At 76.8% G+C, this 14049-nt stretch carries 10 protein-coding genes; 3 read left to right on the top strand and 7 right to left on the bottom strand.

All coding sequences use genetic code 11. From position 1 onward, the window contains the following. Window positions 1-33: 33 nt before the first annotated feature. Together ACI79E_RS15655 and ACI79E_RS15650 are read right to left on the bottom strand one after the other, a co-directional pair. Window positions 34-492 carry an ATP-binding protein gene (locus ACI79E_RS15655; protein ID WP_456933485.1) on the bottom strand — a complete coding sequence of 153 codons (459 nt, stop codon included), beginning with the start codon at window positions 490-492 and terminating at the stop codon, window positions 34-36. Between the two features lie 102 nt (window positions 493-594). Beyond that, window positions 595-2307 (bottom strand): SpoIIE family protein phosphatase, encoded by a 1713-nt coding sequence (locus ACI79E_RS15650; protein WP_456933484.1) that lies wholly within the window; start codon window positions 2305-2307, stop codon window positions 595-597. 194 nt (window positions 2308-2501) lie between these two features. Here ACI79E_RS15650 and ACI79E_RS15645 point away from each other — a divergent pair, with 194 nt between their 5' ends. Next, window positions 2502-4223 carry a SpoIIE family protein phosphatase gene (locus tag ACI79E_RS15645; protein ID WP_456933483.1) on the top strand — a complete coding sequence of 574 codons (1722 nt, stop codon included), beginning with the start codon at window positions 2502-2504 and terminating at the stop codon, window positions 4221-4223. Between the two features lie 2 nt (window positions 4224-4225). Here ACI79E_RS15645 and ACI79E_RS15640 read toward each other — a convergent pair whose 3' ends face one another. The 5 genes from ACI79E_RS15640 to ACI79E_RS15620 all read right to left on the bottom strand — a co-directional run bounded on the left by ACI79E_RS15640 (window position 4226) and on the right by ACI79E_RS15620 (window position 8518). Continuing rightward, entirely contained in the window at window positions 4226-5152 is a 927-nt protein-coding gene (locus tag ACI79E_RS15640; RefSeq protein WP_456933482.1) for an alpha/beta fold hydrolase, read from the bottom strand. 38 nt (window positions 5153-5190) lie between these two features. Continuing rightward, window positions 5191-5940: a ZIP family metal transporter gene (locus ACI79E_RS15635; RefSeq protein WP_456933481.1), complete on the bottom strand. Its 750-nt coding sequence runs from the start codon at window positions 5938-5940 to the stop codon at window positions 5191-5193. A 114-nt stretch (window positions 5941-6054) separates the two neighbouring features. Further along, entirely contained in the window at window positions 6055-7239 is a 1185-nt protein-coding gene (locus ACI79E_RS15630; RefSeq protein ID WP_456933480.1) for an AAA family ATPase, read from the bottom strand. A 54-nt stretch (window positions 7240-7293) separates the two neighbouring features. Continuing rightward, window positions 7294-8265 (bottom strand): chemotaxis protein CheB, encoded by a 972-nt coding sequence (locus ACI79E_RS15625; RefSeq protein ID WP_456933479.1) that lies wholly within the window; start codon window positions 8263-8265, stop codon window positions 7294-7296. Between the two features lie 106 nt (window positions 8266-8371). Continuing rightward, entirely contained in the window at window positions 8372-8518 is a 147-nt protein-coding gene (locus tag ACI79E_RS15620) for a TetR family transcriptional regulator C-terminal domain-containing protein (protein WP_456933478.1), read from the bottom strand. 144 nt (window positions 8519-8662) lie between these two features. Here ACI79E_RS15620 and ACI79E_RS15615 point away from each other — a divergent pair, with 144 nt between their 5' ends. Further along, window positions 8663-9031, top strand: a complete 369-nt coding sequence (locus ACI79E_RS15615) for a phage holin family protein (RefSeq protein WP_456933477.1) — start codon at window positions 8663-8665, stop codon at window positions 9029-9031. A gap of 79 nt (window positions 9032-9110) precedes the next feature. Next, the gene (locus ACI79E_RS15610) at window positions 9111-14042 is read left to right on the top strand and encodes an NAD-glutamate dehydrogenase (RefSeq protein ID WP_456933476.1); all 4932 of its coding nucleotides are present in this window, start codon (window positions 9111-9113) and stop codon (window positions 14040-14042) included. The last annotated feature ends 7 nt before the right edge of the window (window positions 14043-14049 follow it).

Here is a 14049-nt window from a genome sequence, read left to right as displayed (position 1 = left end):
CTCCCGGGGCCGTCGTGTCACACGGGGCACACCTCAGCTCAGGGCCGGCTGCCGGTCCCCGCTCGCGGTCGGCATGCACGCCCACACGTGCTTGCAGCCGTCGTCGACGTACCAGCCGTGCGCCACGGCCAGCCGTGCCACCAGGTGCAGCCCCAGCCCGCCCTGCGCCGGGTCGCGGTCGACGGCCGGCGTCGGCATCGTCTCGGGGTCGTGGTCGCTCACGTCCAGCAGCCAGCCGCCGCTGCCGGCGACGACGGTCGCGACCACCGGCGAGAGGCCGTGCCGCAGCGCGTTGGACGCCAGCTCGTCGAAGGCCAGCACCAGTTGCTCGGCGGCGTGGTCCTCGTCGTCGCGGGGGAGGCCGACGTCGTCGAGGCGGGCGCGCAGCCCCGCACGGGCCGAGGGCAGCTCCGCGACCGTCTGCAGGTCCCACCGCCACAGCTCGCCCCGGCCGTCCGGGAGCGGACGCACCGGCCACGCGAGTCGACCCACTGCCCTCTCCTCCGTCGTCGGCTCCGACGACACAGGGGTTGCCCACGCACCCGGCAGCTCAACCGTGTCGTCGGCGGTTCGACCCCCGCGGGGTGAGGCGTCTCACCCCGCGGACGGGGAGCCGCCGACCGGCTGGAGGCGCAGGGCCACGAGCGCGACGTCGTCCTGCGGGACGCCGGCGAGCATGCGGGCCAGCAGCTCGTCGCAGAGCCGGTCCAGCGGCAGGCCCACCAGCTCGGCCAGGTGCCGCTGCAGGTCGGCCACCCCGGCGTCGACGCCGCGGTCGCGCCGCTCGACCAGCCCGTCGGTGTAGAGCAGCACGGTGGCCCCGGGCCGCAGCGGCGCGACGAACTCGCGGCGGTCGGCGGCCGGGTCCACGCCGAGCAGGAGGTCCCCGAACCCCCGGGAGAGCACGCTGACCCCGCCGTCGGGGTCGGCCACCAGGGGCGGGGGGTGCCCCGCGCTGGCCCAGCGCAGCACGGTGCCGTCGCCCTCGACGCGGGCGATCGCGGCGGTGGCGAGGGTGCTGGGGTACAGGTTCGCGATGGCGTCGTCCAGCCCGCGCAGCACCTCGGCCGGGCCGGCCCCGCTGTAGTGCGCGATCCCGCGCAGCAGCCCGCGCAGCTGGCCCATCTCCGCGGCGGCGGCCGTGTCGTGACCGGCGACGTCGCCGATCACCAGCACCGGGTCGCCGCCGCGCTGGAGGAAGGCGTCGTACCAGTCGCCACCGACCTGCGCGGCCTCCGCCGCCGGCACGTACCGCACCTCCAGCTGCGCGCCGTCGACGGTCAGCGGCTGGGTCAGCAGGCTGCGCTGGAGCACCTCGGCCAGCTGGGCCTGGCGGCTCTGGCGGTGCACGCGGTCCACCGCCCGGCCGGCGCGGTCGGCGACCTCCCGGGCGGCGGTGAGGTCCTCGCCGTCCAGCGACCGGCCCCGGTCCAGGTAGAGGGTGAGCACACCGACCGGCCGGTCACCGGCGGGGAGGGGGAGGACGACGGCCGACTCCGGCGCCAGCGCCGCCAGGAGGTCCCTCGCCGGGCCGGGGCCCATCAGGCCGAGCACGGCCTCGGCGGTCTCCTGCGCCTCCGTGCCCGCCCGCAGTGCCCGGCTCACCGGGGACGCCTCCGGCAGGGTCTCCATGCGCACCGCGGCGTAGCGGGCCAGCACGTCGCGGCGGTCGGGGTCGGCGTGCCAGGAGGCCACGTCGCGCGCCCGGCCGTCGCGGTCGATGACGGTGACGATGCACCCGTCGGCCAGGTCGGGCACCACCAGCCGTGCCAGGTCCCCGAGCGCCGACTCGACGTCGCGGGCCCCGGCCAGCTCGGCGCTGACCGCGGCCAGCAGCGCCAGGCGGGCACCGGCCCGCTCCGCCTCCTGCCAGGCCTCCTCGGCGGCCTGCTGCGCGCGCCGCCGGGGGGTGATGTCGATGAACGCGACGGCCGGGCCGACCGCGGTGGGCCAGGCGTGCAGCTCCGTCCAGCCCGAGACGGCCTCCGACGGCGGCAGCTCCACCGCGACCGGCCGGTCGGTGGCGACCGCCTCGCTGCACGCGCCGGCGACGGCGGCGGCGACCGCCGGGGGGAGGACGTCGGCCACCGGACGGCCGAACAGCTCGGGGGCGGTGCGGCCCAGCAGCCGCTCGGCCGCCCCGTTGACGTACCGGATCCGCTGGGCCGCGTCCAGGCTGCACACGGCGGCCGGCGCGCCGGCGAGCACGGCGGTGGCCAGCACCGGGTCCGACGGCACCCGGGCGGGCGTCAGCGGGACGACGGTCGGCGCCGCGATCGCAGGGCACCGGTCGTCCACGCCGTCCACCCCTCTCCTCCGCCGCGGGCCCCGGGCGACACCGCCCGGCGCTGCCCCGCACCGGCCCGCCGGAGCGGGCTCCCGGATGGTGGCAGCGCGGCGACCGGCTGCCAAGCGCCCCGGGCGCGTCGCGGCACCCCCTTCCGGGCGACGCCGGAGCCGCCGTGCCGGAGGCCGGGGCGGGATGCGGCAGAGTGATCACCATGGACCCGGAGGCGGTGCACGACCACGGCCTGCTCGTGCAGGCCGTGGAGGGCATGGAGCGGCCGCTGTTCGTCCTCGACGCGGACTGGCGGTTCCGGTACATCAACCCCGCCGGCGCGCGGGTGCTCGACCGCACCGTCGAGGAGCTGCTCGGCCGGGAGGTCTGGGCCGAGTTCCCCGAGGCCGTCGGGGGCCCGTTCGAGGAGCTGTACCGGCGGGTGGCCGCCACGGGGGTGTCCGGTGCCGTCGAGGACTGGTTCGAGCCCCTGGCGCGGTGGTTCCGCGCCGACGCCTTCCGCACCGACGCCGGTCTCGTCGTCACCTACGACGACGTCACCGAGCGGCGGCGCACCGAGGAGGAGCGGGTCCGGGTCGCCGCGGAGGCGGAGCTGGCCGGCCGGCACCTCATGCTGCTGGGCGACATCAACCTGGCCATGACCTCCACTGTCGACGTCGACGAGGCCGTCGACCGCTTCGCGCACCTGGTCGTGCCGCTGCTGGCCGACTGGTGCCTGGTCAGCGTCGTGGAGCCCGACGGCACCCGCCGGGACGTCGGCCGCGCGCACAGCGACCCGGCCCAGCTCGAGGCCATGCACCGCTACGCCGACGCCCGCGTGCAGACCAACGCGCCCACCGCCCCCGTGCCCGTGTCGCTGCGCAGCGGCCGGCCGGTGGTCATCGCGTCCCTCACCGAGGCCGACGTCGAGGCCATGGTCAGCTCGCCGACTGCCCGCGAGGCCCTGGCGCCGTTGCGGCCCTCCGCGGTCGCCGCCTTCCCGCTCATCGCCCGCGGTGAGGTCATCGGCGCCTTCACCCTGGTCAACGGCCCCGAGCGCGGGCCGCACACGCCGGCCGAGCTGCGGACGGCGGAGATCGCCTCCCGCCGGGCCGCCCTGGCCCTGGACAACGCCCGGCTGGCCCGGGCCAACCAGCAGGTCGCCGAGCGGCTCCAGGTCAGCCTGCTGTCCCCACCGGTGCAGCCGGACTCCATGGAGCTCGCCGTCCGCTACCGGGCCGCCACCCGCGGGGTCTCCATCGGCGGCGACTGGTACGACTCGTTCCTGCAGCCCGACGGCGACACGGTGGTCGTCATCGGCGACGTCATGGGCCACGACATCGAGGCCGCCGCGGCGATGGGCCAGGTCAAGACCCTCGTGCGGGCGATCGCCTTCGACCGCCTGGAGGAGCCGGCCGGCGTCCTGCGGCGGGTCGACCACGCGCTGGTCGGCCTGGCGGTGCCCGCGATGGCCACCGCCCTGGTCTGCCGGGTCGAGCAGAGCCCGGAGGAGCGGGCGGCAGGGGTGCGCCGGCTGCGCTGGGCCACGGCCGGCCACCCGGAGCCGATGCTGCTGTACCCCGACGGCACGGTCGCCGACCTCGCCTCACCGGTGGGCCCGCCGCTGGGGATCGGCTGGCGCGGGCCCCGCACCGACGGCCAGGTGCTCCTCCCGGACGGCGCGACGCTGCTGCTGTTCACCGACGGCCTGTTCGAGCGCCGCGGCGTCCCCCTGGACGAGGGTCGCGCCGAACTGCGCCGGCTGCTGGCCGACGCGCGGGAGGAGACCCTCGACGCGCTCGCCGACCGGCTCCTCAGCGGGATGGTGGGGGAGGGCGCCGAGGACGACGTGGCCCTGCTGGCGGTCCGCGTGCACCCCCAGGACGCGGGCCGGCCCCCGCTCGGGGGCACGGCCCTGGCGCAGCCCGCGGCCTGCCGGCGCTGACCTCAGCGGCGGGCGACGGCCGCCCGGGTGGCCTCGGCGATCGCGGCCACGCCCTGCGGGGCCCACAGGATCGAGTAGTGGTTGGTGTCGGGCACCTCGTGGGCGGTGATGCCGCTGGGCTCCAGGCCGAGCCCGGCCAGCCGGCGCTCGTCGTAGAGCCCGGGGGTCTGGTCGAACAGCCCGCGCGAGGCCCACAGCAGGGTGGCCGGCACCGGCAGGCCGGCGGTCGCCTCCAGCACCCGCTCGTTGAGCAGGACGTCGCCGCCGTCCACGCGCACCGCCTCCGGCACGCAGGTGCTGCGCAGCGCCGGCGGGTCGCCGGCCACGTCGCGGGCCAGGTAGGCGGCGACCGCCGGGTGGTCGACCCACGGGCCGACCGCCGGGTGGCCGGCCCAGAAGTCCCGCACGGCGGCCTGGTCGGGGAAGGTCGTCGACAGGCGGCCCAGCGCCGGGCCGAGGACGGCGGCGAGCACCGCGTCCACGTCCGCGCCGGGCGGCTGCGGGAGTGCCAGGCCGCCGTCGACCAGGACCAGCCCGTGCACCCGGTCCCGCGCCGTCCCCGCGGCGGCCAGGGCGGCGACGAAGGCCCCCATCGAGTGCCCGACGAGGACCGCGGCGTCGGCACCGCCCTCGGCGTTCCCGCCCAGACGGTCCAGCAGCGCGGCGACGTCCGCCGCGTGCACCTCGATGCCGTACGGGCCGGGGACACCGGCCGAGCGGCCCCGGCCGCGCAGGTCGGGGGCGACCACCTCGAACTCCCCGGCCAGCGCGGGCGCCACCGCGGCCCACGCCATCGCGTTGGCGGTGATGCCGTGCAGCAGGACGGCGATCGGGGCGCCCGGTGCGTCGGCCGGCCAGTGGAGGACGGCGAGCTCCCCGCCGTCGACGGGGACGCTGGTCTCCTGGGGTGCGCGGGGAGCGGGGGTCACGGCGTCCACCCTGCCCGGACCGCGGGGTAACCGCAGCCTCAGGCGACCTCGATGGCGAAGGCGACGAGGAAACCGAGGGTGGTGATGACGCCGGTCCAGGTGCGGGTCTGCTCGAACGCCTCGGGGATCATCGTGTCGGCCACCATCGTCAGGATCGCCCCGGCCGCCACGGCGGTGATCACCGCGACCACCTCCGGCGGCGCCCCGCCCAGCGCGGCGTAGCCGACCAGCGCGGCCACCCCGCTGGCCACCGCGATCCCGCCCCACACCCCGAAGACGTAGCGCGCCGACCGCCCGCCGGCCTTCATGCCCGCGGCCGAGGAGAGGCCCTCGGGCACGTTGGAGATGAACACCGCCGCCAGCACCGACGCGCTCACCGAGCCGCCACCGAGCAGCCCCAGCCCCAGGACGACGGACTCGGGGACGCCGTCGAGCAGCGCACCCACGGCGATCGCCGCGCCGCTGCCGGAGTGCTCGTCCTCCGAGGGCTGCTGGCCACCGGAGCGCTTGCGGTGCCGGGCGCCGCGGCGGGCCAGCGCGGCGTTGGCCGCCAGGTAGGCCAGCGCCCCGCCGACGAACCCGATCGCCGTCGGGGCCAGCCCGCCGGTGTCGGCCGCCTCGGCCATCAGGTCGAAGGCGACCGCGGAGATCAGCACCCCCGAGCCGAAGGCCATCACCGAGGCGATGACCGTCTGCGGCACCCGCAGGAACCAGGCGACCAGCGCGCCGAGCACCAGCGCCCCTCCGCCGAGCAGCCCCCACAGTCCCGCTTCCAGCCACGTCGGCACGGAGCGCTGGGTGCCCCGGGTCCGCGCCGGCAACCGCGCCCGGTCCGGCGGTGTGTGCACCCGGCGCGGTCCGGGCGGCCCGGGGCAGCACTGGGTGCACGTCCCGCCGCCGCCTCAGTCCGGGTGGGTGAGCAGGTAGCGGCCGAAGTGCGGCACCGTGAAGGCGATCTGCCCGCGCTCGGCGGAGTAGACCAGGCCCTTCTTGATCAGCGAGTCGCGGGCGGGGGACAGCGACGCCGGCTTGCGTCCCAGCGAGGCCGCGACCTCCGACGTCGCGACCGCGGTCCCGTTCGGCCCGCCCAGCTCGGCCATCGCGTGCATGTACTCACGCTCGGCGGGGGTGGCCCGGTCGTAGCGGGAGCCGAAGAACCCGACCGCCAGCTCGGCCTCGGCCACCGGCGCGGCCATCGCGACGTCCGCCGCGGTGATGGGGGAGGAGGCGGCGACGTCCCAGGTGACCTTGCCGTAGGCCTGCACGAAGTAGGGGTAGCCGTCGGCGGCGGCGTACAGGGCGTCGAGGGCCCCGGGCTCGAAGGCGACGTCCTCCCGCTCGGCCGGGGCGATCAGCGCGCGGTCGGCGGCGGGGCGGTCCAGGCGGTCGATGCGCAGGTAGCGGAACAGTCGCTCGGAGTAGCTCTTGGACGCCGACAGCACCGCCGGCAGGTGCGGCAGCCCCGCGCCGACGACGATCAGCGGGGCGCCCTGCTGGGAGAGCTCGTGGCAGGCGGCGCAGATGGCGGAGACGTCGTCGGACTGCACGTCCTGCATCTCGTCGATGAACAGGGCCACGCCCTTGCCGACGTCGGCCGCCAGCCCCGCCGCGTCGCTGAGCAGCTCGACGAGGTCGATCTCCATGTCCCCGGAGTCGGCCCGGCCCGATGCGGCCACGACGTCGATGCCCGGCTGCCAGCGGTCGCGGACCCTGCCGTCCGACGACTGCCGCAGCGCGAAGGCCTTGAGCACGCCCAGGACGGCGTCCATGGACTCCTGGTCGGGGTGCCGCAGCTCGCGCAGCGCCATGTGCAGCGCGGAGGACACCGGTCGCCGCAGCGACTGGTCGGGCCGGGCCTCGATCTTCCCCGTGCCCCAGCCCCGGCTGATCGCCGCCGAGCGCAGCTGGTTGAGCAGCACCGTCTTCCCGACCCCGCGCAGCCCGGTGAGGACCAAGGAGCGCTCCGGGCGGCCGTGCGCGATCCGCTCGAGGACGACGTCGAACGCCGACAGCTCGGCGTCCCGGCCGGCCAGCTCGGGGGGGCGCTGACCGGCGCCGGGGGCGTACGGGTTCCGCACGGGGTCCATGTCGACCACCGTATGGGCACGTCTAGGCCCGGACCTAGAGACGGGTAGAGGCTGCTACGGCGTGTCGTCGCGCCCCGGGTCCTCCGAGGCCAGGGCCCGCACCCGCGCGGCCCGCTCCTCGGCCCGCTCGGCGGCGGCCAGGTGCTCCTCGGGGGTGGTGCCGGTCTCGCCGTCCCCGAGTCCGGCCAGCCGCCGGTGCACCGCGGCGATCTCCAGCAGCTTGGAGGCGGCGTTGTAGATGGCACCCTCGACCGCCTCCCGCTGGGCGGCGAGCAGCGTCTGCGCCGACCACGAGTGGCCGACGTGGCAGGTGTAGCTCGCCGGGGAGCCCGGCGCCGTCTCGAACATCCCGCCCTGGCACTCCGGGCAGCCGATCGCGGCGGGGGTGCCCAGGTCGGTGTCCGCAGTGGGGCCACCCATGGCCGGCTTCCTCTCTGCTGTGGGGGTCGGGGTGCCAGGGGACGCCGGCCCCCGGACCAGCTCGGTGACGGTCGGAGCCAACCGCGAGCTGGGGAGGACCCGCGCGTGGCGGACGCCGGCCAGCGTCGCCCGGGGCATGGCCGACACACGCGCCTCGGCCGGGTCCTGCACCAGCACCACGCCGTCCTGGGCCGCCACGGCCGCGGCTCCTGCCGCGCCGTCGTCCAGGGCGCCGGACAGGACGACGGCGACCACGCCGGGGCCGCAGGACCGGGCGGCACTCCGGAAGAGCGTGTCCACGGCCGGTCGCTGCCGGTTCTCCCGCGGCCCCCGGCTGAGCCGCACGTACGAGCCACGGACGAGCAGGTGGTGGTCGGGCGGGGCGACCAGGATGGTCCCGGGCCGCAGCCGCTGCCCGTCCTCGGGATGGGTGGCCGGCAGCGGGCCGCAGCGGGACAGCAGCCGGGGGAGGTGGCTGTCGGCCGTCGGCGGCACGTGCACGACCACCAGGACGGCGGCCGGGAGGTCCGCGGGCAGCCCGGCGACGAGCTCCTGCAGCGGGGTCAGCCCGCCGGCGGAGGCCCCGACCACGACCACGTGGTCCATCGCTGCCACCTCTCCGCCCGGGATGCCGTCCGTGGTGTGCCCCGCAGAGGCCCCGACGATGCCTCCCGTGGGAGGCGGGCCGGCCGGCGACCGGGACGCGTCCGTCCTACCGCCGGTCGCACAGCTCGTCGAGGTGTGCGGCGATCACCTGGCGCACCCGGGCCGGGGGCAGCGCCGACGGACGGACGAGCGTGTGCGGGGTCAGCCCGTCCACGACCGCGTGCAGCCGGTCGGCCTCCAGGGCCAGGTCCACCTCATCGGCGGGGCGCTGCCGTTGTCGTGAGCGGTGACGTCCGGCGTATCGACCGCACTCTGACACTCTCTAGCATCAGGACTAGACAGTCGTAGACCACCCGACACGACCCGGATCGTGATCTTCGGCGGTTAGCGTGGGCGCGTGCTGAGGTTCCTGGTCAAGGTCGTCCTCATGGCCGGCGTCTTCTACGGCGTCGCCCACCTCCTCGACGGCGTCCAGGTGGTCCCCAACCCCGACGGGCCGCTCGGCGAGCCCGGCACCTGGCTGTGGATCGCGCTCGTCTTCGCGGTCGTCAACGCCGTGGTGGGGCCGGTCCTGCGGCTGCTGTCGCTGCCGTTCGTGCTGCTCACCCTGGGGTTGTTCCTGCTCGTGGTGAACGCCGCGCTGCTGGGCATCACCGCCGCGCTCACCGACCGGCTGCAGGTCGACGGGATCGGCACGGCGATCCTGGGCGGCCTGCTGCTGGCCGTCGGCGGCTGGGTCGCCGACCAGCTGACCGCGAAGCGCTGAGGGCCGGCTCCCGGCGGGGACCCGCCGCGAGCCCGCGTCGCTGTGACGGCGCGCACTCGGCGGGCTAGCGTCAGTCGGCATGGCCAGCACCACCGGCACCGCCCCGGCGACCCCGGGGACGGGCCCCTCTGACGGCTTGCCACCCCCGGCCGTCGCCACCGACCTCGCCGCCCTGGAGGCGGCCCGCGACGAGAAGCGACGGCTGCTGGAACGGGCCGCCCGCGAGGCCGTCGACACGGGGTCCGGCCTGCCCGCGGGCTGCGGCGCGGCCGACGTCCCGGCGCTGCTGCGGCGCTACTACTGGAGCGAGCCGGCCGCCGAGGTGCTGGACCACGACCCCGCCGACCTCGCCGCGCTGGCGCTGGGCCACCTCCGGCTGGCCGAGGTGCGCCCGCAGGGGTCGGCCACCGTCTCCGTCCAGCGGCTGCCGGGCCGGGACGGCCCCGCGGCGCGCTCCGTCGTCCTCGTCGTCACCGACGACATGCCCTTCCTCGTCGACTCGGTCACCGCCGAGGTGGTCCGCCAGGGCTTCCGGCTCGAGCACGTCGTCCACCCGGTGCTGGTCGTCCGCCGGGACGTGGCCGGACGGGTCCTCGCCTTCTGCGACAGCGCCCGCCCGGAGGGGTGCGGGCCCGACGCCCTGGCCGAGTCCTGGATGGCGGTGGTCCTCGACGGCCCGCTGGACGAGGAGGCCGCCGGTGACCTCGTCACCGGGCTGCGGACGGTCCTCGCCGACGTCCGGGCCGTCGACGAGGACGCCGCCCGCATGCGGGCCCGCGCGCTGGAGCTGGCCGGGCGGCTGGCCGACCTGCCGCCCGCGCCCCACGGCGACCCGGCCGACGACCCCGCCGAGGCCGCCGCCCTGCTGCGCTGGCTGACCGACGGCAACTTCGTGCTCCTCGGGGCACGCGACGTCGAGCTGACCGGTGCCCGGGGCCGGGCGGCGGTGCGCGCGGTCCCCGGCAGCGGCCTCGGGGTGCTGCGCAGCGACACCGACATGGCCACCAGCCCCGAGGTCCTGCCCGGTGGCGCGCTGCTGGCCGTCACCAAGGCCGACGCCCGCTCGACCGTGCACCGCCGCGCCTGGCTCGACGTCGTCACGGTCACCGTCCCGGCCGACGGCGGCGGCCCGGCCCGGCAGCACCGCCTGGTGGGGCTGTTCCCCTCCACGGCGGCCGCGCACGACGTCCGCGACGTGCCGCTGGTCCGCCGGCGGGTGGCCGACGTGATCGAGGGCTCCGGCGTGCCGGCCGACAGCCACACCGGCAAGCAGCTGCTCGACATCCTGGAGACCTACCCCCGCGACGAGCTGTTCCAGGTCGGCGCCGACCAGCTGCTGCCCGCCGCGCTGGCCGTGCTGCAGCTGCAGGAGCGCCGGCAGACCAGGCTGTTCCTGCGCCGCGACCCGGCCGACCGGTTCTGGTCGGCGATCGTCTACCTGCCCCGTGACCGGTACACCACCGAGGTGCGGCTGGCGATCCAGCAGCTGCTGCTCGAGCGCCTCGGCGGCACCAGCATCGAGTACACCGCGTGGGTCACCGAGTCGGTGCTGGCCCGGCTGCACTTCGTCGTGCGGCCGCCGGTCACCCGCGCCGGCCGCCCCGCGCTGCAGGACGTCGACGTCGCGGCCCTGCAGGCCGCGCTGGCCGCCGTCGCCCGCAGCTGGACCGACGACCTCGCCGACGCCCTCGGTGCCCGCTACGGCGCGGACGCCGAGCGGCGGCTGGCCCGGGTCGCCGACGCCTTCCCCGCCGCCTACCAGGAGGACTTCCCCGCCGCGGTCGCCGTCGAGGACCTCGAGCGGCTCGACGCCCTGGCCGAGGGCGAGATCGGCCTGGTCCTGCGCCGCCCGGCGGCCGGGTCGGGGTCCGAGCCGCGGCTGGCCGTGTACCGGGTGGGGGAGCGGCTGCTGCTGTCCGACGTCCTGCCGATGCTGCAGCACATGGGCGTGGACGTCGTCGACGAGCGCCCCTACGAGATCGACCGGATCGGCGCGCCGCTGGCGTGGATCTACGAGTTCGGGCTCACCGCCCCGGCGGGGGAGCTGCCGTTCCCCGGCTCGCTGCCGGAGCGGTTCACCGAGGCCCTGTCGGCGGTGTGGCGCGGCGACGCCGAGGACGACGGCCTGGGCGCGCTGGTGCTGCTGGCCGGCCTGAACTGGCGCCAGGTCACCGTCGTCCGGGCCTACGTGCAGTGGCTGCGCCAGGCGGGGCTGCCCTTCGGCCAGCGGTACGTGGAGACCACCCTGGCCGCCCACCCGGACGTCGTCGCCCGGCTGGTCGCGCTGTTCGAGGCGCGCTTCTCGCCCGGGCGCGACACGGGGCGCGCCAGCCGCCAGGAGGAGCTGGTCCGATCGCTGGGCGAGGCGATCGGCGAGGTCGAGTCCCTGGACGCCGACCGCGTGCTCAGCGCGATGCTGGCCGCCGTGACCGCCACCGTCCGGACGACGTACTACGCGGGCGGACCGCTGGCGCTCAAGCTGCACCCCGCGACCGTCCCGGACCTGCCCGAACCGCGGCCGGCCCGCGAGGTCTGGGTCAGCTCACCGCGGGTGATGGGCGTGCACCTGCGCTTCGGCGCGGTCGCGCGCGGCGGCCTGCGCTGGTCCGACCGCCACGAGGACCTGCGCACCGAGGTGCTCGGCCTGGTCAAGGCGCAGATGGTCAAGAACACCGTCATCGTGCCCACCGGCGCCAAGGGCGGGTTCGTCGTCCGCCGGCCGCCGCCGGAGAGCGCCGGCCGCGACGCCTGGCTCGCCGAGGGGCAGGCCTGCTACCGGTCGTTCATCGGCGCGCTGCTGGCCCTGACCGACGACCTGGTGGAGGGCCGGGTCGTCCCGCCGGAGCGGGTGGTGCGCCACGACGGCGACGACACCTACCTGGTGGTCGCCGCCGACAAGGGCACCGCCACCTTCTCCGACCTCGCCAACGCCGTCGCGCTCGAGCGCGGGTTCTGGCTGGGCGACGCCTTCGCCTCCGGCGGCTCGGTCGGCTACGACCACAAGGCGATGGGCATCACCGCCCGCGGCGCCTGGGAGTCGGTGACCCGCCACTTCCGCGAGCTCGACCTCGACGTCCAGAGCCAGGACTTCACCGTCGTGGGCATCGGCGACATGTCCGGCGACGTGTTCGGCAACGGGATGCTCCTGTCCGAGCACATCCGGCTGGTGGCCGCCTTCGACCACCGGCACGTCTTCGTCGACCCCACCCCGGACGCCGCGACGTCGTTCGCCGAGCGGCGCCGGCTGTTCGAGCTGCCGCGCTCCTCCTGGGCCGACTACGACCCGTCGCTGATCAGCCCCGGCGGCGGGGTGTGGCCGCGGACGGCCAAGTCGGTCCCGGTCAGCGACCCGGTGCGCGCGGCACTGCGGCTCCCGGGCGGGGTGACGTCGCTGTCGCCGGTGGAGCTGATCCGGGCGGTGCTGACCGCCCCCGTGGACCTGCTGTTCAACGGCGGCATCGGCACCTACGTCAAGGCCTCCACGGAGAGCGCCCTGGACGTGGGGGACAAGGCCAACGACGCCGTCCGGGTCGACGGCCGCGACCTGCGCGTGCGGGTGGTCGGCGAGGGCGGCAACCTGGGCCTCACCCAGCGCGGCCGGGTGGAGTACGCCCTGGCCGGCGGGAAGATCAACACCGACGCGATCGACAACTCCGCCGGCGTCGACACCTCCGACCACGAGGTCAACATCAAGATCGCGCTGGACCGGGTGGTGGAGGCCGGCGAGCTGGACGCCGACGGCCGGGCCGAGCTGCTGGGCGCGATGACCGACGAGGTCGCCGCCGCCGTCCTCACCGACAACCACGCGCAGAACGCGACGCTCGCCGCCGAGACCACCTCCGCCCGCAGCCTGCTCGACGCCCACCAGCGCTACCTGCGGGCCCTGGAGCGCTCCGGACGGCTGGTGCGCAGCGTGGAGGCCCTGCCCGACGACCGCGCGCTCACCGAGCGGCGCCGCGACGGGCACGCCCTCACCGGCCCGGAGCTGTCGGTGCTGCTGGCCTACGCCAAGCTGCAGACCGGGGACGCCGTCCTGGACTCGGGCCTGCCCGACGACGCGGCGCTGGAGCACCTGCTGGTCGGGTACTTCCCGGCCGAGCTGCGCCGCCGCTTCCCGGCCGCGGTGAGCGGCCACCCGCTGCGGCGGGAGATCGTCGCCACCGCCCTCACCAACCGGGCGGTGAACGTCGCCGGTGTCACCGGCCTGTTCCGGCTGGTCGAGGAGACCGGGGTGCCGCTGGCCGCCGTCGTGCGGGCGCACGCCGTGGCGCGCGCGGTGTTCGAGGTGGACCGGCTGTGGGACGCCGTCCGGCCGCTGGACAACCGGGTCCCGGCCGGCACCCAGGTGGAGCTGCGCACCGAGGCCACCCGGCTGGCCGAGCGGGCGACCCGCTGGCTGCTGGGCCTGGCCGAGCTCGCCGCGGAGGACGGCGCCCCGATCGGCCAGGTGACCGACCGGTTCGCCACCCCGGTGGCCGCGGTGCGGGCCGGCCTGCCGTCGTGGCTGCTCGGTGCCGAGGCCGCCGCCTACGCCGAGCGGGCCGCCCGGCTGCAGGAGGTGGGCGTGCCCGGGGACCTGGCCGCCGAGGTCGCCGCCGCGCCGCTGCTGCCGGCCGCCCTGGACCTCGCCGTCGTCGCCGAGCGCACCGGGGCCCCGATCGCCCTGGCCGGGCAGGTGCAGCAGTGCCTGGCCGAGCGGCTGGCCCTGGTGCCGCTGCGCGAGCTGGTCATCGCGCTCCCCCGGGACCGGCGCTGGCCCTCCATGGCACGGGCCTCCCTGCGCGACGACCTGACCGGCGAGCAGGCCGCCCTCACCGCCGAGGTGCTGGCCGGACGGCGCAGCGACACCGAGTCCGCCGACGAGCTCCTGGCCCGGTGGGTGGGCGGCTGGGACGGCACCCAGCAGCGCGCCGCGGCCCAGCTGGTCGACATCGCCGCGGGGGACCGGCAGGAGCTGGCCGAGCTGCTGGTCGCCGTCCGGACCCTCCGCGGCCTGCGCCGCCGCACCTGAGGGAGGC

It is taken from the genome of Geodermatophilus sp. SYSU D00079 (assembly GCF_054050635.1).
Note: the sequence above shows the minus strand (reverse complement) of the source record. Positions and strands in the feature narration are given on the sequence as shown.